Below are 18232 nucleotides of genomic sequence, written 5' to 3' on the forward strand. Positions count from 1 at the left end.
CGGCGCACCTTGCGGTGGTCCAGTCGACCCCCTGCCGATGATCACCAGGCAGGTCTGCGGCGTGTCCACCCCTTCGTGACCGGCGGAATCGGGACATCAGCTGCAGGAGTGCGCCTCAGGTCCCTGATTCGCTGTTCATGGTCGTGGTCGATGGGGTTCGGGGACGGCACCACAGCCAGTCGCGTGGACACCCGGCTGCGATGGGCTCGTCGTGGACGGGCGTGCCGCGAAGTCGGGGACGGCCGCCCGAACGACCACGATGTTCGGCGGTTGTGCCAACCGGACCATCTTCGGCGCAGGGGTCGGGCCCGGCGCCGGGCCCACTGCGAGTGAGGCCACGGGTGTAGGTGGGGCAGGACGTGTCGAGCCGGGAACGGCGCGCCCACCGCAACCCGCCCCGCCGGGCAGCACCCCCTGGGGAAGGGATCCGCGGCGGGGGTTCCGGTCCAGGGGTGTGCTCACGCCCCTCGTGTCCGGTCACGCCCCCGGGTTCCCCTCGCGCTCCCCGTCGACGGGTGGCGCGGGCGGAGACGGGTGGCGTCGGCGGAGACGGGTGGCGTCGGCAGAGACGGGGGGCGCCGGCAGAGACGGGGGGCGCCGGCAGAGACGGGGGCACGGACCGGCCGCCGCACGACCCGGTGAACGCTCGTGGCCACCGGGCTCGTGGTGCTGATCGCCCCCATCCGCACCTCGGAGCCGGCCTGCATTTCGCAGGCGCTCACAATGAGGACCGTGCAACCGAGGTGCGGGAGATCATGATCGAGAAGGCCCTGCGGGAGAGCGTGCGCGGCGAGGTCGCGTTCGACACCGCCACCCGTGCCCTCTACGCCACCGATGCGTCGAACTACCGGCGGGTGCCACAGGGTGTGGTCTTCCCGCGCGACGCCGACGACGTCGCCGCGGTACTGGCGGCCTGCCGTGCGCACGGCGTGCCCCTCACCGCTCGCGGGCGGGGCACGTCGATCGCCGGCAACGCGGTCGGGCCGGGCGTCGTGCTGGACACCTCGCGCCACCTCACGCGGATCCTGGAGATCGACCCGGAGCGGCGGACCGCCCGCGTCGAGCCGGGCGTGGTCCTGGACGAGCTGCAGGCCGCGGCCCGCCCGCACGGGCTGCGCTTCGGGCCCGACCCGTCCACCCACAGCCGCTGCACGATCGGCGGGATGATCGGCAACAACGCGTGCGGCTCGCACTCGGTGGCCTGGGGCAAGACCTCGGAGAACGTCGAGGAGCTCGACGTCCTGCTCGCCGACGGCACGCGCATGCAGCTCGGTGCCGGCCAGGAGCACCCCCGCCTGCAGGAGCTGGTGTCGCGCCACCTCGGGGAGATCCGCCGCGAGTTCTCCGGGTTGTCGCGCCGGGTGTCGGGCTACGCGCTGGACCAGCTGCTGCCCGAGAACGGTTTCCACGTCGCCCGGTCGCTCGTGGGCAGCGAGGGCACCTGCGCCACGGTGCTCGGTGCCACGGTCTCGCTCGTGCCGCTCCCCGCGGCGACGGTGCTGCTCGTGCTCGGCTTCCCGGACGCGATCGCGGCCGCCCACGCCGTGCCCCGGGTCCTGCCGCACCACCCCGGCACGGTCGAGGGCATGGACGCGGAGCTGCTCGCGCTGTTCACGAGCCGTCCTGGCCGCGGCGCCGTTGACCTGCCGGACGGCGGTGCGTGGCTGTTCGTCGAGATGACCGGCGACACGCAGGCCGAGGCCGCGGAGCGCGCGCACGTCCTCGCCGCCGAGCTGCGCGACGCCGCGACCGCACAGGTGATCACCGAGCCGGCCGCCCAGCGCGTCGCGTGGCGGGTGCGCGAGGAGGGGGCGGGCCTGGCCACCCGGCTGGCCGACGGCTCCGAGGCGTGGCCCGGCTGGGAGGACGCCGCCGTCCCGCCCGAGCACCTCGGCGCGTACCTGGAGGACTTCGCCGCGCTGCTGCGCCGCCACGACCGCAAGGGCGTGACCTACGGGCACTTCGGCGAGGGCTGCCTGCACGTGCGCATCGACTTCGACCTCGTCTCCGACCGCGGCCGGGCCGGCTTCCGGGCGTTCTCGCAGGACATCGCGGACGTCGTCGTCGCGCACGGCGGGTCGCTGTCGGGCGAGCACGGCGACGGGCGGGCCCGCGCCGAGCTGCTGCCGCGGATGTACAGCGAGCCGGTCATGCGGGCGTTCGGCGCGTTCAAGGCGATCTGGGACCCGGAGGGCCTGCTCAACCCGGGCGTCCTCGTGCAGCCCGACCCGGTGGACGCCGGCCTGCGCTTCCACCCGCCGCGCGAGCGGGGCACGCTGCTGGCGTTCGCCCACGACGGCGGCAGCATCGACCAGGCCGCACGCCGCTGCGTCGGCGTCGGCAAGTGCGTGGTGAAGCAGCCGAGCGGGGTGATGTGCCCCAGTTTCGCCGTCACCGGCGCCGAGGAGCACTCCACCCGCGGCCGGGCGCACCTGCTGATGGAGATGCTGCGCGGCGAGACGATCACCGACGGCTGGCGCTCCACCGAGGTCCGCGACGCGCTGGACCTGTGCCTGTCGTGCAAGGGCTGCAAGAGCGACTGCCCCGTCGACGTCGACATGGCCTCCTACAAGTCGGAGTTCCTGGCGCACCACTACGCCGGACGGCTGCGCCCGGCGTCGCACTACTCGATGGGCTGGCTCCCGCTCTGGGCGCGGATCGCGTCACTGGCGCCCGGCCTGGTCAACCTGGCCGGCCGCACCCCCGGCCTGCGTGCGCTGCTCAAGCGCGCGGGCGGGATCGCACCCGAGCGGGAGATCCCGCGCTTCGCTCCTGCCACGTTCACCGGCGCGTTCCGGCGCCGCCCACCCCGGCCGCATGCGGCGCGGCCCACCGTGGTGCTCTGGCCGGACACGTTCAACAACCACCTCACCCCCGAAGTCCTGCGCGACGCCACCGAGGTGCTCGAGGCCGCCGGCTTCGAGGTACTGGTCCCGCCCGGCCAGGTGTGCTGCGGGCTGACGTGGATCACGACCGGCCAGCTCCGCACGGCGCGCCGGGTGCTGGAGCACACCGTCGCGGTGCTGCGCCCGTACGTGGACGCGGGCCTGCCCGTGGTCGTGCTCGAGCCCAGCTGCGCCGCCGCCCTGCGCGCCGACGCCACCGAGGTGCTGCCCGACGGCGCCCGCGCGCTCGCCGAGCACACGCTCACCCTCGCCGAGTTCCTGCAGCGCCACGCGCCGGACTGGGCCCCGCCCGCGCTGGCCCGTGCGGCGATCACCCAGCAGCACTGCCACCAGCACGCCGACCTCGGCTTCACCGCCGACGAGGCGCTGCTCGCGAAGGCCGGCGTCGCCAACAGGACGCTCGACTCGGGCTGCTGCGGCCTCGCCGGCAACTTCGGCTTCGAGCGCGAGCACTACGCCGTCTCGACGGCGGTGGGCGAGCGCGTGCTGCTGCCGGCGGTCCGCGCCGCCGACGCCGACACCCTCGTGGTGGCCGACGGCTTCAGCTGCCGCACCCAGATCGCGCAGCAGACGCCACGGCGGGCCCTGCACCTGGCGCAGGTGCTGCGGATGGCACTGCGCTCCGGCCGGCCGCCGGCTGATCGGCCACCACGGTTCCGCGCGGATCGCAGGGGCGGGGCCTGGTTCCGCGGGCGCCGGGTGAACACCCGCGGCGACGTACGCTGACCGGCCCCTGCCACCCGTCGAAGGGCAGGGGGCCGGTCGCGCTGCGCGGGACTCCCCACCGGGGTCCCCCCGACCCCGCCCGCGCACAGATCACGTTAGGCCCTCGCCGCCGCGCCCGGATCGGTCGAAAGGTTGATCCTCCTCCCTACTTCGGGCGGAGCCCGTCGCGGACCACGGCGAGCAGCCGGTGCCGCAGCTGCGGGTCGGGATCGGCGCGTACGGCGTGCAGCAGACCCTTGAGCAGCGCGACCAGGTCGGAGACGGAGACGTCGTGCCGGGCCGCGCCTGCGTCCTGCGCCCGGGACAGGAGCGTCCCGAGCGCGTCGTGCATCTCGGCCACCGCTTCGGCGACCCCGGCGGCACCCGCGCCCGCGAGCGCGTCGGGTAGGTCGCGTTTCGCGTCCGCCTCCTCCATGACGCGGTCCAGGAACCCGGCGAAGGCGGCGCCCGGATCGGCGGCGTCGGCACGGGAGCGCGCGTCGGCGGCCAGCTCCTGCACCCGGGCCAGCGAGACGGCCTCGAAGAGCGCCTCCTTGGTGGGGAAGTGCCGGTAGACGGTGCCGGGACCGACTCCGGCGGCCGCGGCGATGTCGTCGAGGGGCACCGCGAATCCGTGCTCGGCGAAGGCCCGGCGGGCGGCGGCGAGCACCCGGTCGCGGTTGCGCCGGGCGTCGGCGCGCAGCGGTCGTTCAGACATCGAGGAGGGGGTTGCTAAACGGGGCGCACGTTCCGTATCTTCCAAGCGGGGTCACCGTTCCGATTCTAGGGAGGACGAGCATGCAGCGCAGCCCACGCGAGGTCGTCGAGCAGGTCCGCCGGATGGTCGCCGGGGAGGGAGTGGTGTTCGCCGACCTCTTCGCCGCCGACGGCGTGCTGCGTTACCCGTTCGCGGCGCCGGGGATGCCCCGCGAGCTGCGCGGACAGGCAGCGATCCGCGAGTTCCACGAGGCCGCATCCGGCCGGCGGTCGATGCTCGAGATCGCCGGCGTCGACGTGGTCGTCCGGGAGACCGACGACCCGGAGGTCGTCGTCGCCGAGATCGAGCACCACGGGTACTCGCACGCCACCGCGGGTCCCTACCGGTTCCGGGCCCTCGGCGTCATCCGCGTCCGGGGCGGCGAGATCGTCAGCTACGACGACTACATGGACCCGATCGCGATGGCGGCCCTCCTGGGCCGCACCCCGGACCTGGTCGCGGCGCTCGCCGCCGCCTGACGCGGCCCGTCACAGGTGGCGGACGCTCTCCCAGAGCTGCACCCACGGCACCCGGCGACCTTCGAGCAGGAAGATCGGGGTGCCCTGGGCGAGGTTGGCCACCCGCTGGTCGTTGTCGAGCACGCCCACCTGCGTCACCCGCCCGAAGGCGGGCGCGAGCGCGGCCGGGTCGCCGACGAACACCACCGCGCCGGAGCCTTCGGGGGGCGTGCCGAACCACGCCGCGCCCCGGTGGAACCCGAAGGAGGGCAGCTCGGGCGCGAAGTGCCGCACCGCCGAGAGGCTCCAGTAGTCGCCGGTGACGACCACCGCGTCGCGTGCGACGTCCGGCGGGAGCGCCCGGAAGGCCGCCTGGACGTCCGGCACCATCTGCGCCCAGCCGATCTCGTCGCGCTGGAAGTTGCCGATCTGCAGCGGCTGGTCGGCGTGCGCGGACACGGGGGCGATCGGGAGCACGTTGAGCAGGAGCAGCGCGACGGCCGTCAGCGCGTAGGCCGGCCAGGTCGGCACCCAGCGCCACCAGGCGGACACCCCGGGCTGCGCGGCCCGCACCGCGCCGGCGGCCCACAGCACCGGCAGCACCCCTGCCAGGTAGTAGGGCCGCCCGCCGACGAGCATGAACAGCACGGCGACGCCGAGCGCGGTGACCGCGAGGAACCGGTGCCGCGGGGCCCGCAGGAGTGCCACGATGCCGACCACCCCGAGCACCGAGCCGACGAGCAGCCCCGCGCCGACGAACCCGAGCGGGAGGAAGCCGACCATCCCGCCGGCGTAGACGCTCTCCCCGGCGATGATCCGGCCCATCGCCAGCTGCGGCCAGCCGTTGCGCGCCTGCCAGAGCAGCGTCGGGACGGTGGCGAGCGCCGCGACCGCCCCGCCCGCCCACAGCGCGGGCCGCCGCAGCAGCTCGCGCGGCCCGCACACCAGCACCGCGACGAGGGCGACGGCCCAGAACCCGACGACCAGGAACTTCACCTGCAGCGCGACCGCCGTGACGATCCCGGACGCCAGGAGCAGCCGGTCGTCGCGGATGCGGACCCAGCGCACGAGCAGCCAGGTCAGCGCGATCCACAGCACCGGGTCGAACGTCGACGTCGCGAGGAGGTGCCCGGTGGCGAGGAAGCCGGGCGAGACCGCCACGGTGCCCGCGGCGAGCACCTGCGCCCGCCGCCCGCCGCCGAGCTCCCGTGCGAGCAGCGCGGCCAGCACCACCGCCGCGACGATCGCGAGCGTCGCCGGGATGCGCAGGACCGCGACCGAGCCGGGGGCGATCGCATCCATCAGCAGCGCGAGCAGCGGCAGCAGCGGGGGCTGGTCGGCATAGCCCCACGCGAGGTGCTGCCCCGCCGCGAGGAAGTAGAGCTCGTCGCCGAAGTAGCCGTACCGCCCGCTCACGGCGGTGAGCGCCACCCCGACGGCCGCGGCCACGGCGAGCACCGGGCCGCGGGCCAGCGCCGGAAGCGCGCCCGCCGGCGCGGGTCGTTCGATCGTCGTCATCGCAGTCCCCCCGGTTCCGCTCCGACGCTAGGACCGGCGGGGACGCCGCGACTCGGTCGATCGGTGGATCCCGGCATCCACCGCAGCCCTTGACGCCGCCCGTTCGCGACGGCTATGACTTGCACCCGACAAGCCGTGAAATCGATTCCACGGGTCGGAGGACGATGACGTCGCGGAGCACGCGAGCCCCTGCAACCGGGATGCCGGGCCGTGCCGATCCCCCTGTCCGCTTCAGCCGCCGGCGCCTGCTCGCCGGGGCCGCCGCGCTCGGCGCCGCCGGGCTCGGGCTGGCCGGTTGTTCGGGAACGGGGAGCTCGGAACCCCTGCAGTTCTGGAACGCCCACGCACCGCAGCCGTCGGGCGATCCCGAGGTGGTCGCGCAGAGCGAGTGGTACCTCGCGGCGATCGACCACTGGAACGCGCACCACCCCGAGCAGGTCGTGCCGATGTTCGTGCCCGACTACGTCAACCCGATGAACCCGCGGATCGCCACGGCCTTCGCCGCGGAGAACGGGCCGGACATCTTCATGATCTCTCCGGGCGAGTTCCTGCGCTACTACAACGGCGGGGTGCTGCTGGACCTCAAGCCCTACCTGACGCCGGAGGCGCTCGACGACTTCTACCCCGAGGCGCTCGGCACGCGGATCGTCGGCGACGGGATCTACGGCATCCCGATCGAGATCGACCCGGTCAGCCTGTACTACGACGTGCAGGCCTTCGAGGAGAGCGGCCTGTCCGAGGGCGACCTGCCGACCACGTGGGACCAGCTGCTCGACGTCGCCGAGCGCCTCACGACGCCGCGCCGCTCCGGGCTGGTGCTGGAGACCAAACCGGGCTACTACCAGAACTTCATGTTCTACCCCTGGCTGTGGCAGTGCGGCGGCGAGGTGGTCGACCCCGCGACCCAGCTGCCCGGCCTGGATTCGGACGCCGCCGTGGCCGCACTGGAGTTCTTCGGCGAGGGCATCGCGCGCGGCGTCGCACCGCGGACGCTGCCGGCCGGGGGCGAGATCGTCCCGGCGTTCACCCAGGGTCTCGCGGCGATGTGGCAGACCGGCCCGTGGACCGTCGCGGAGTTCGAGCTGCAGGCGCCCGGCCACCGGTACGGGGTGCTCCCGCTGCCCCTGCCCCCGGACGGACGGCGGATCACGTCCGCGGGCGGGTGGGCGTGGGCCGTCAACAACCGGGGGCGCAACCCCGACGCGGCCGCGCGCTTCGTCGTGGAATCGATCGGCAGCATGAGCGCCGAGAGCATCGCGCGCGGCGCGGACTGGAACTACCGCGCCAAGTCGAACCTGCCGCCGCGCAAGTCGGTGGCCGCTGCCAGCGAGCAGCTGCCGACCTACGACCAACCGGCCCGGGCCGCGGTGCGCGAGCTGCTCAGCTCCACCCGGGGCGAACCCCGCTACCCACCGGTGCTCTACAAGGCGCTGTCCAACGCCATCCAGTCGGTCCAGCTGGCCGGAGGAGATGCGCGCACCCAGGCCCGGCTGGCCCAGGACGCGATCGAGAGCTTCCTCCAGACCTATGAAGGAGGCGCACTGGTATGACCGCCGTGTCGCTGAACCGCACGGCCGGGCGCGCGAGCACCGGACGCGCCCCGCTCACCCCGATGCGCAAGCGCGAGCGCCGGGCCGCGTTCCTGTTCCTGCTCCCCGACTCGCTCGGGCTGCTCGTCTTCGTCGTCGTGCCGATGATCCTCGCGATCGGGCTCGCGTTCTTCTCGCTCGACGGTTTCGGGCACCTCGCGTTCATCGGCGTCGACAACTACCTGCGCCTGGCCCAGGACCCGCAGTTCTGGGCGAGCCTGCGCACCACCGCGATCTACGTGGTCGTGACGGTCCCGGTGATGTTCGTGGTGAGCCTGGCGCTCGCCGTCCTGGTGAAGGAGCGCTTCCCCGGGGTCGGCATCGTCCGCAGCGCGCTGTTCCTGCCCTACGTGATCAGCCTCGTCGTGGTCGGCATGGTCTGGCAGTTCATGCTCACCGACAAGGTCGGCGTGGTGTCGCGCGCGCTCGCCGTCGTGGGGCTCGACGGCATCTCTCCCCTCGGGTCGCCGAACCTGGCCCTCACCGCCGTCATCCTGATCTCCGTCTGGTTCCAGATGGGGTACTACATGATCATCTTCCTGGCGGGCCTGCAGGACATCCCGGGCGAGCTCTACGAGGCGGCTCGCGTGGACGGCGCGAGCCCGTGGCAGCAGTTCCGCGGCATCACGCTGCCGCTCCTGGCCCCCACCAGCTTCTTCGTGCTCCTCACGAGCACGATCGCGGTGGTCACCGGCGGGCTCGACCTGGTCTACGTCCTCACGCAGGGCGGCCCGGCGGGCGCGACCAGCGTGCTGATCTTCTTCGTGTACGAGCAGGCCTTCCTGTTCGGCGAGTACGGCTACGCCGCCGCCGTCGGCTCCATCCTGCTGGTGGGGCTGCTGGCCTGGTCGGCTCTCATGTTCTTCCTCACCCGTGGAGGGCGGTTCAGCCATGCCGACGACTGACGAGCTCGTGCAGGCGACGCCGGCCGCGGGCGTCGTCGACCCGACGCCGGCGCGCCGCAGGCCCGCGCCCCGGGCCCGGTGGACGCGGCGCAACGTCGGGCTGCTGGCGCTGGGCCTCGTGCTCGGCGTCCTCACGGTGCTGCCGCTGGTGATCATGGTGCTCGGCTCGTTCAAGCCCGAGGCCGAGGTCACCGCGCCCACGATCCTGCCGCAGGAACCCACGTTCGAGAACTACGTCTACGTCTTCACCGAGGTCCCGTTCCTGCGCTACCTGCTCAACAGCGCGTTCATCTCCGGCGTGATCACGGTGCTGGCGCTGTGGTTCCACTCGATGGCCGCCTACGCGCTGGCCAGGCTGCGGTTCCCCGGCCGCGAGGCGATCTTCCTCGTCATCTTCTCGACGCTGCTGGTGAGCCTGCCCGTCGTGATGGTGCCGACGTTCGCGGTGGTCCGTGCGCTCGGGATGGTGGACAGCTACGCGGGCCTGATCATCCCGGCGATCTTCAACGCCTTCGGGATCTTCCTGCTCCGCCAGTTCTACATCTCGCTGCCGGCCGAGCTCGAGGAGGCGGCGCTGCTGGACGGCGCCGGCTACTGGCGCGTGTACTGGAGCGTGATCCTGCCGCTGTCGCGGCCGATCCTCTCGGCGCTGACGGTGTTCTTCTTCCTCGCGAACTGGAACTCGTTCGTCTGGCCGTTGACGATCACCTCCGACCCGAACCTGCGGACGGTCCAGGTCGGCATCGCGAGCTTCCAACTGCAGTACTCCGGCAACTGGAACTACACGCTCGCCGCGGCCACCGTGGCCGCGCTGCCGATGCTGGCGCTGTTCTTCTTCTTCCAGCGCCACATCGTCGAGTCCATCAAGAGCGCCGGCTTCAAGTGAGCGGTCAGCCGCCCATCGTGGCGAGGGCGGGGGCCACGTCCTCGGGCCGCTTCCGGAGGTCCGCGCTCATCTCGACGTGCGCGAACGGGAGGCCGAAGAGCGAGGCGGCGTGGCCCTGCACGTTCGTCGTGCCCTCCAACCCCCGGCAGCGCCGCGACCACGCCCGGCAGACCGACAGGTCCGCCTCCTCCAGCCGGTCGGCCAGGTCGCGCACCGCGGGGGCCGGATCCTCGGGCCCGCCACCGAGCACGACGTCGTCGTCCAGGTCGTCGCGCTCGCCGAAGCCGTGGAGCTGCAGCTGCGGCAGGCGCAGCCGGACGCTCAGGTCCACGGCGAGTGCGTGGAACAACGAGCCCACCTCGTGCGCGACGTCCGCGCTCTCGTCGGCCGCCCTGCGGTGCGCGCCGGCCTGCAGGTAGATCGCGTCCGGACGGGCCGCGAGCACGGCCAGCCCGACCTCCTCCGTGCCGTAGTCGGAGTTCGGGTGCGGCACCTCCACGAGCAACCGGGGCTCCCGGTCCAGCGGGAGTGCGATCAGGCCCCAGGACCGCTCCGACGCCGGGTCGCTGCGCGCGACGAGGAACTCCTCCCCCGAGGCGTTCGCCGCGAGCCCGACCGTGAACCCGGCCTCCTCCAGGGTGCGTCGCGCCGGGTCGCCCTCGGCGGGCCCCGCCTGGAGCAGCGAGGCGACGGCGCCCAGGACGGCGTCGCGCTCCGCCGGTTCGGGCGGGCGGTAGGGCCCTCGGGGCGAGAGCTGCCCGGTGAACTCGCGCACGTGCTGTTCCAGCGGGGGGCCGTCCTCTCCACGGGGTGCGAGCACCGCGACCAGCATCGCCACCGCGGCGAGCGCGAGCACCACGAGCACGGCCAGCGCGGCGTGGGTGCGGGTCGGCGCGCGCATCACAGCCGCTTCGCCGCCCGGAACGAGCGGGAGTAGTGCCCGCCGCCGTCGAGCAGCGAGGTGCCGCCGAGATCACCGAGCGTCGGCCCGTCGGCGCGCACGCGGCTCGAGAGGAACCGGTGCTGCCCCGCCGCGTCGCGGCCGAGGTAGATCGCCGAGTGGTCGATCCGCTGGTCCGGCGCTCCGTCGAGGTCGAAGAACAGCAGGTCGCCCGCCTGCAGCACCCCCAGGTTGGACGGGGGTGCGCCGGTGTCGGGCAGCAGGACGGCGCCGGGCCCGACCTCCACCATCGCCCGCGCCCGCCGCGGCAGGCCGGGGCCGCGCTCGTTGTCCGCCCGCAGCGGGTAGCCCGCCCGGTAGCCGTACACGAGCCGGATGAAGCCGGAGCAGTCGACCGCCCCGTAGCGCCCCGGTTCCCCCTGGCGCACCTCTCCGTCGGCGAAGCGCCACGACACGCCCAGGTAGTCGACGAAGTCGGAGTTCTCCAGGGGCGCGGCGCTGCCCGGTGCGGGCGGCCCGTAGCGCGCGTCGCCGCGGACGCGCACGCCCTCGGCGTCGCGCCCCTCCGGCGCGCCGTCGAGGTACTCGGTGGCCATCGCCAGCACGTCGGGCTCGGTGCGCCCCAGGTTCTGCTGCAGCCACGGGCGGAACCACGGCGCGCTCTCGGCGCCCGCGCGCCACTCCTCGGGGAGCAGCCGCACCCACACCCGGGTGATGACGGGAGCCCCGGCGAACTGCGGCTCGGCGAACGTCCGTTCCGGCCCGTCGAGGGTGACGGTGCGCGCCCCGTCGGTGAAGGTCGCGAGCACCGTGCCCGCCGCGTCCACGACGGTGGTGCGCGCCGGATCGTCCCGGCGCAGGAAGCGCAGGTCGCTCGCGGCGGCCCGGGACGGCGGCGCCGCGGCGGCCGTGGCCGGCACGACGGCCTCCTCGCGCACGGCACCGACCACGATGCCGCCGATGCCCACGACCAGGGCGAGCCCGCCCATCACGGCCCGACGGGCGGTGAGGGCCGAGCGGCGGGTCACAGGGCGGACACCGCCCCGAGGACCAGGCCGCTGGCCAGCACGCCGTAGCTGGCGAGGCTCACGGCCGACGTCGCCAGCACGGTGGCCAGCGGGGGTTGGCGCACCAGCTGGTAGGCCACCAGTCCCGGGATCACGAAGCCGAGCGTCTCGTGCGCGAAGAGCAACGGGTAGTCCCGCTGCACCAGCAGGAACAGGCCGGTCGAGAGCAGCACCGACAGCATCATCACGGCCGCGAACAGCCGCTTGCCGTAGAGGATCACCACCCGCTGCAGGCCGCGGATGCCGAGGTAGGCGATCACCGTGACGCCGGCGATCACGGCCACCTTCATGGCGTCCTCCACCAGCGTCAGCGCCAGCCAGCCCGGAGTGATCATGCCGCCGGGCGAGAGGTTGGTGGTGAGGTAGCAGACGAGCGCGAACAGCAGCCCGATCGCCAGCGCGATGGTGGCCGCCTGCGGTGCGAGCGTGCCGGCCAGCATCAGGCGACCCCGGCAGGCACCGCGGGCGGCAGGGCGTGCATGCGCGAGAGCAGCACCTCGCCCTGCCCGTGGATGTTGCCGACCGCGACGACGGAGCCCGTGCCCGCGGGACCGATCACCACGGCGTCGAGGAACGCCTCCAGGTCGAGGGCGCCCCCGAGGTCGACGACGCGGTCGGCCAGCTCGTGCGGCACCCGCGTTCGAGCGGTGTGGGTCTGCTCGCCGATGAGCACGATCCGGTCCGGGCGGACGCGGCCGGTCAGCTCGCCCATCTGCCCGTTGCGCTCGACGCGGTCGGGACGGCAGTTGACCACCATCGTCAGCGGCGCGGAGATCATGCCGCGACCGTGCAGCAGCTCGATGTTCATCAGCGTGGACTCGGGGTCGTTCGCGGCGAAGATGTTGGCGAACGCGATCCGGCCGCGCGGGGTGGCGTAGGTGTCGACGGCGACGGTGCCGGGGTCGGGGCTCGCCGCCACCATCCCGGCCATCGCCTCGCCCCGCCCGATGCCGCACAGCTGCGCGACGGCGAGCGCGATCGCCACGTTCTCCTTGAAGGTGATCCAGCGGAAGCGGTCCATCTCGTCGTCGCGGACCGACTCGGGGTCCACGGCGACGAGCCGGCAGCCGCGGCGCTCGGCCTCCTCCGCCAAGATGTGCAGGCGCTCGCGCTCCGCGGTGACGCAGATGCCGCCCACCGGCATCGACCGCGACAGCGAGCGGGCGACGTCGTCCAGCGTGGGGCCCATCTCGTCGAGGTGGTCCTCCCGGACGTTGCAGATCACGCAGATCGTGGAGCGCACCAGCTTCCGCTCGTTGATCTCCTGCAGCTCCGGCAGCACGGCCATGCACTCGATGACCAGCGCGTCCGGCCGCCAGGAGGCGGCCCGCCTGATGATGCCGATCTGCTCGACGATGTTGGCCAGGCCGAACTTGCGGTGGATCGGCTCCTCGGTGCCGTCGGGGAAGACGAAGCGGGCGGCCGTTCCGGTGGTCTTCCCGACCGTGCGCAGGCCCCCGCCGCGCAGCGCGCCCGCGCACAGCCGGGTGATCGAGCTCTTGCCGCGGATGCCGTTCACGACGATGCGCTGCGGGATCGACTCCAGGCGCCGGTGGTGGCCGCGCTGCTCGACCAGGCCGGCGACCAGCAGGATCAGGCACCCGGCGACGTACACGCCGAACAGGAACGTCATGCGCGGGCCACCGCCCCGGGCCGGGCCCGTGCCGCGGCGAACCGGTTGGTCGCCGCCACCGCGGTGCCGATCTCGTCGAGGCGTTGCGCGGCCAGCGGCGGCACCGGCTGCCCGGCCGCCAGCGCCTCCACGTGCCGGACCAGCCGCCGCGCCGGCGCGACGACGGTGACCGCGGTCCACGCGATGGCGGCCAGGGCGAGGCTCGCGCTCACCGCGATCACGACGAGCGCCGCGCGCCTGCTGCCGTCCCCCGCGAAGGCGGCGGCGGTGACGTCCTGGTCCTCGACGAGGACCCAGCCCACGTCCGTCGCCGAACCGGGGGCGCCCACCCGGGCGGCGGCGGCGACCCGCTCGCCCCCCGGGGTCGCGACGGCGGGTGCGCCGGTGGACGCGGTGGCGGCGAGCGTGCCGAGTGCCGGGTCGCGCAGCGGGGCGAAGGCGGTGTAGCCGCTGGTGTCGAGGACCGTGGCCTGCCGCGCGTCGACCACCCGGGTGTGCACGCCGTCGGCCCGGATCACGTCGTTCAGGCCGCGGGGGTCGAACTCGGCCACGAGCGTGCTCGCGCCGTCCCACATGGGCGTCGAGGCGACGACCAGCGGCTCGGCGCCACTGGTGTTGGCCTGCACGACCCGCGGCTCCCGACCCCCGGCGTCCAGGGGCGCGGCGGGCGGGCGACCCGCGGTCGCGACCGCCCGCCCGGCGGCGTCGACGACCGAGACCGAGCGGAACAGCCGCTCCGCCTCGAGGGCCTGGGCGGCGGTGGTGGCGGGGTCGGCGACGGCGGCGCCGGTGGGTGGGTCGGCGGCGCGCTCCAGGACGCTGAGCCCGTCGCGCAGCGCCGCGCCGAGCTCCTGGGCCCGCGCCCCGGCGCCGGCGCCCGCTTCGCGTGCGACGACGTCGGCCTGCGGGGCGACGCCGCCGACGGTCGCGGCCGCCGCCGGGATCGCCCAGCACAGGACGACGACGGCGGCGAGGCAGGGCGCGACGGCCAGCGGGACGTGCCGCCGGGAGCGCAGGCCGCGCCGTCCGGGGCGGATCCGGTGGAACCGGTAGAGCGCGATGGCGATGCGATCCAGCTCGGTGGCCCGGGAGCGCGGCACGCGGTCGGCGCGGTCCTCGGTGACCATCCGCGCCATCGCGTCGCCGAACCGCCGGACCGGGCCGACGAGGCCGACCCAGAGCAGCGCGTGCCCGAGGACCGCCACCACCGCGAGGACGGTGGCGAGTCGCCAGTCCGGCCAGCTGCCGTCGCCGACCAGCGCCACGGCGAGCAGTGCGACCGCGCCCGCCAGCAGCGCGGCCAGCGCCGCGAGCGGGCCGCTGTGCACCCCGCCCGCGAAGCGGGGCTGCGGGAAGGGCGGCAGCTGCGGCGCGGTGGTCCTCCTCATCGGGAGCGGGATCGTCGGCGGGGAGCAGGGCGTGCTCAACGAGCGTGTCCCTTCGAACGGTTCCTGGGGCTGCCGGTGGTCACGCAGCGGTACGTCCGTACGCGCTCCACTGGCCCCGTCTTGTCACGAGCACAGGTCCAGACGGTCACGATAGCGTGACGACGTCGCCCGAATGTCGCAGTGTCAGGTCACCGCGCGACGACCGGGAGCCGAGGAGTCGGCGAACGGCATGCGAAGCCACGTCACCCGGCCGTGTTTCCCGTGACGCACCGCGACCAACCCGTGATGTGCGCCGCAGGCGGGCTCCGCCCTGCCGTGACTACTGCTCGGCGAGCTCCGCGGCCGCGAGCCAGTCCAGCTCCACGCTCTCGCGCTCCGCGACCACGGCCTTGAGCTCGCGGTCGAGCTCCATCAGCCGGGCGGGGTCGGTGGCGGCCTCGGCCAGCTGCGCGTGCAGCCGCTCCTCCTTGCCGGCCAGCGTCTCCATCCGCCGCTCCAGGCGGGCGGCCTCCTTGCGCGCGGCCCGCTGCTCGGCGGCGCTCCGAGCCGGTCCCGTCGGCTGCTTCGCCTCCGGAGCCGGGGCGGCGGTGAGGCCGTTGACGGTGCCGTGCGCGGCGGCGCGCAGCTGCAGGTACTCGTCGATGCCGCCGGGCAGGTGGGTCACCTTCCCGTCGCCGAGTAGCGCGACGACGGTGTCGCAGGCTCGCTCGACGAGGTAGCGGTCGTGGCTGACGACGACGAGCGTGCCCGGCCAGCCGTCGAGCAGGTCCTCCAGCCGGGCGAGGGTGTCGACGTCGAGGTCGTTGGTGGGCTCGTCGAGCAGCAGGACGTTCGGCTCGGCCATCAGCAGGCGGGTGAGCTGCAGCCGCCGCCGCTCGCCGCCGGACAGGTCGCCGACCGGCGTCCACTGCCGCGCCGCCGGGAAGCCGAGCCGCTCCAGCACCGAGGACGCCGTCAGCTCCAGCTTGCCGAGGCGCACGAACTTGGCGACCTGCTCGGTGGCCTCCAGCACCCGCATGTCCCCCGGCAGGTCCACGAGCTCCTGGGTGAGCTCCGCGAGCTGCACGGTGCTGCCCCGCACCAACCGCCCGCCGTCGAGCGGGCGCTCCCCGGTGAGCGTGCGCAGCAGCGTGGTCTTGCCCGACCCGTTCACTCCGACGATCCCGATCCGGTCCCCCGGCCCGATCCGCCACGTCACGCGGTCGAGCAGGGTGCGCCCCGCGACGACGGCGGTGGCGTCCTCCAGCTCCAGCACCGTGCGGCCGAGCCGGTTGGTGGCGAAACCGAGCAGCTCCACGGAGTTGCGCGGCGGCGGGACGTCGGCGATCAGGGCCTCGGCGGCCTCGATCCGGAACCGCGGCTTCGACGTGCGCGCGGGCGCACCGCGGCGCAGCCACGCCAGCTCCTTGCGCGCCAGGTTCTGCCTGCGGGCCTCGGCGGCGTCCGCCTGGCGGGCCCGCTCGGCGCGGGCGTACACCCAGTCGGCGTAACCGCCGAGGTAGCTCTCCACCCGGCCGTTCGCCACCTCCCAGGTGCGCGTGCAGACCGCGTCGAGGAACCAGCGGTCGTGCGTGACGACCACGACCCCGCAGCGCCGGGCGATCAGGTGCCCGGCGAGCCAGGTGATGCCCTCGACGTCCAGGTGGTTGGTGGGCTCGTCGAGCACCACCAGGTCCGGGTCGCCGACGAGCGCGGCGGCCAGCGCGACCCGGCGCTTCTCCCCGCCCGACAGCCCTTCGACGCCGCGGTCGAGGTCGCCGATGCCGAGCCCGTCGAGGACGTCGCGGACCTTGGCGTCGCCTGCCCACTCGTGCTCCGCCGCGCCCGCCCACTGCGCCAGCACGACGTCGCGCACGCGGGCCCCGACCGGCAGCGCGTCGCCCTGGACCAGGTGCGCCAGGTTCAGGCCGCCGATCCGGCTGACGCGCCCGCCGTTCGGCTGCCGGACGCCGGTGAGGATCTCGAGCAGCGTGGTCTTGCCGCCGCCGTTGAGCCCGACGACGCCGATCCGCTCGCCGCGCTCCACGCCGAGCGAGACGCCGTCGAGCAGCACGCGCGAGGCGTCGCCCGGCACGTGCGCGGTGACGGCCTCGAGGTTGACGAGGTTCTGTCCGGTGCGGGGCGGCATCAGGCACGCACCGGGGGCCACGAGGTGGGCGGGCCGGGCGGCAGGCCCGGGGGTTCGTGCTGGTCGACGACGCGCGCGCCCGGCACCGGCCCGTGCGCCACCCGGACGGTGCGGCAGACGCCCACGCCCGCCAGCTCGGCGGCCACGTCCATGGCGGCCTCGGCGTCGGAGCACAGGAACGCGCACGTGGGGCCGGAGCCGGACACCAGCCCGGCCAGCGCGCCCGCGCCCACGCCCGCGCGCAAGGTGCGGCGCAGCTCCGGGGCCATGCTCACGGCCGCGGCCTGCAGGTCGTTGCCGAGGCTGAGGGCTAGCTGGCGGGGGTCGCCGCCGCCCAGCGCCTCGAGCACCGGCTCCACCGGGCGTTCGGTGGGGCCGTTGTCGCCGCGCAACCGGTCGAGCTCGCGGAAGACCTGCGGCGTGGCGAGACCACCGCGGTGCAGCGCGATCACCCAGTGCTGGGTGTGCCGCGACAGCACCGGCACGATCTGCTCCCCGCGCCCGGTGCCGACCGCGGTGCCGCCGTAGAGCGCGAACGTGACGTCGCTGCCCAGCTCGGCGGCGAGCACCGACAGCTCGTCGCGGCCCAGGTCGAGCTTCCACAGGGCCGACAGGCCCACCAGCGCGGCGGCGGCGTCGGCGCTGCCGCCCGCCATGCCGCCTGCCACCGGGATGCCCTTGCGCAGCACGAGCCGCACGTCCGGGTCGCGGTCGGCGCGTTCGGCGAGCAGCTGCACGGCGCGCCAGGCGAGGTTCGTCTCGTCGGCGGGCACCTCGGAGACGCCCTCGCCGTGCACCTCGATGCCGGGGGCGTCGCTCACCTCGACCGACACCTCGTCGAACAGGCTCACCGCGTGGAACACGGTGACCAGCTCGTGGTAACCGTCGGAGCGCAGCGGCCCGACGGCGAGATGCAGGTTGATCTTGGCGGGCACGCGCACGGTGACCGGTGGTGGGACGGCGGCGAGCACCGGTCAACAGTACGTGCGTCGGCCCCCGCCGCGCCGAGGCCCTGGAGATCGGCCCCGCGGCGGCCAGGTGTCGTGAGTCGTTGGTCCGTGGCAGTAGCCGTGATCAGAGGGTGGTCGTCGAACCCACTCGCTGCGTGATCGGTCCGAGTCGCACGTCAGGGTCGTTGCGGCCGCGCTCATGTACTTCTCGCGCCCCGGCTCCCCGGGGTGATCGCCAGGAATGGTGGTGAGGGCGGCAGATCTACCGCACTCACACCACTCCTGCTGATCATGGCCGGTCGGGTTCCGCGTTCCGCGCCCGTTGCATGATCAGGTCGACCTCAGCGCTGCTTTCGGGCCGGCAGCGCTGACGTCGATCTGACCATGAAACCTCCTGTGGGCGCGCCGTACCCGGCTCGCGACCGCTGCCTCGCGCTCGGG

General features: G+C 74.3%; 14 protein-coding genes. 5 read left to right on the forward strand and 9 right to left on the reverse strand.

The genetic code is table 11. The features are described 5' to 3' along the window. Positions 1–755: 755 nt before the first annotated feature. On the forward strand, positions 756–3632 hold the full coding sequence (locus tag FB558_RS30335) for an FAD-binding and (Fe-S)-binding domain-containing protein (protein WP_142059482.1): 2877 nt from the start codon (positions 756–758) through the stop codon (positions 3630–3632). A 145-nt stretch (positions 3633–3777) separates the two neighbouring features. Here the strand turns inward: FB558_RS30335 and FB558_RS30340 are convergent, their stop codons facing one another. Beyond that, entirely contained in the window at positions 3778–4329 is a 552-nt protein-coding gene (locus FB558_RS30340) for a TetR/AcrR family transcriptional regulator (protein ID WP_142059484.1), read from the reverse strand. 80 nt (positions 4330–4409) lie between these two features. Here FB558_RS30340 and FB558_RS30345 point away from each other — a divergent pair, with 80 nt between their 5' ends. Next, positions 4410–4847, forward strand: coding sequence for a nuclear transport factor 2 family protein (locus FB558_RS30345; protein WP_142059487.1), 438 nt, complete (start codon positions 4410–4412; stop codon positions 4845–4847). A 9-nt stretch (positions 4848–4856) separates the two neighbouring features. Here the strand turns inward: FB558_RS30345 and FB558_RS30350 are convergent, their stop codons facing one another. Continuing rightward, a complete protein-coding gene (locus FB558_RS30350; protein ID WP_142059489.1) occupies positions 4857–6344 on the reverse strand; it encodes a glycosyltransferase family 39 protein in 1488 nt (495 codons plus the stop codon). A gap of 164 nt (positions 6345–6508) precedes the next feature. On the opposite strand from FB558_RS30350, the gene FB558_RS30355 reads away from it, so the two are divergent. The 3 genes from FB558_RS30355 to FB558_RS30365 are packed head-to-tail and all read left to right on the forward strand — an operon-like array spanning position 6509 to position 9724. Continuing rightward, a complete protein-coding gene (locus FB558_RS30355) occupies positions 6509–7894 on the forward strand; it encodes an ABC transporter substrate-binding protein (protein ID WP_142059491.1) in 1386 nt (461 codons plus the stop codon). Then, positions 7891–8838, forward strand: coding sequence for a carbohydrate ABC transporter permease (locus tag FB558_RS30360; protein WP_142059493.1), 948 nt, complete (start codon positions 7891–7893; stop codon positions 8836–8838). Before FB558_RS30355 ends, FB558_RS30360 begins: the two co-directional genes overlap by 4 nt. Further along, complete coding sequence (locus FB558_RS30365) at positions 8825–9724, forward strand: carbohydrate ABC transporter permease (protein WP_142059494.1); 900 nt, start codon at positions 8825–8827, stop codon at positions 9722–9724. Before FB558_RS30360 ends, FB558_RS30365 begins: the two co-directional genes overlap by 14 nt. 4 nt (positions 9725–9728) lie before the next feature. Here FB558_RS30365 and FB558_RS30370 read toward each other — a convergent pair whose 3' ends face one another. The 7 genes from FB558_RS30370 to FB558_RS30400 all read right to left on the reverse strand — a co-directional run bounded on the left by FB558_RS30370 (position 9729) and on the right by FB558_RS30400 (position 17812). Next, a complete protein-coding gene (locus FB558_RS30370) occupies positions 9729–10625 on the reverse strand; it encodes a hypothetical protein (RefSeq protein WP_142059496.1) in 897 nt (298 codons plus the stop codon). After that, positions 10625–11653 carry an NlpC/P60 family protein gene (locus FB558_RS30375; RefSeq protein ID WP_142059498.1) on the reverse strand — a complete coding sequence of 343 codons (1029 nt, stop codon included), beginning with the start codon at positions 11651–11653 and terminating at the stop codon, positions 10625–10627. The genes FB558_RS30370 and FB558_RS30375 overlap by 1 nt, the downstream gene beginning before the upstream one ends. Then, entirely contained in the window at positions 11650–12132 is a 483-nt protein-coding gene (locus tag FB558_RS30380) for a poly-gamma-glutamate biosynthesis protein PgsC/CapC (RefSeq protein WP_142059500.1), read from the reverse strand. Before FB558_RS30380 ends, FB558_RS30375 begins: the two co-directional genes overlap by 4 nt. Further along, the gene (gene pgsB, locus FB558_RS30385) at positions 12132–13325 is read right to left on the reverse strand and encodes a poly-gamma-glutamate synthase PgsB (RefSeq protein ID WP_142059502.1); all 1194 of its coding nucleotides are present in this window, start codon (positions 13323–13325) and stop codon (positions 12132–12134) included. The genes FB558_RS30380 and pgsB overlap by 1 nt, the downstream gene beginning before the upstream one ends. Beyond that, complete coding sequence (locus FB558_RS30390; RefSeq protein ID WP_142059504.1) at positions 13322–14713, reverse strand: HAMP domain-containing protein; 1392 nt, start codon at positions 14711–14713, stop codon at positions 13322–13324. The genes pgsB and FB558_RS30390 overlap by 4 nt, the downstream gene beginning before the upstream one ends. 319 nt (positions 14714–15032) lie before the next feature. Beyond that, positions 15033–16841, reverse strand: coding sequence for an ABC-F family ATP-binding cassette domain-containing protein (locus tag FB558_RS30395; protein ID WP_142059506.1), 1809 nt, complete (start codon positions 16839–16841; stop codon positions 15033–15035). Beyond that, positions 16841–17812 (reverse strand): 4-(cytidine 5'-diphospho)-2-C-methyl-D-erythritol kinase, encoded by a 972-nt coding sequence (locus FB558_RS30400; RefSeq protein WP_142059508.1) that lies wholly within the window; start codon positions 17810–17812, stop codon positions 16841–16843. Before FB558_RS30400 ends, FB558_RS30395 begins: the two co-directional genes overlap by 1 nt. Positions 17813–18232: the final 420 nt, after the last annotated feature.

The organism is Pseudonocardia kunmingensis (assembly GCF_006716445.1).
Lineage (GTDB): Bacteria > Actinomycetota > Actinomycetes > Mycobacteriales > Pseudonocardiaceae > Pseudonocardia > Pseudonocardia kunmingensis.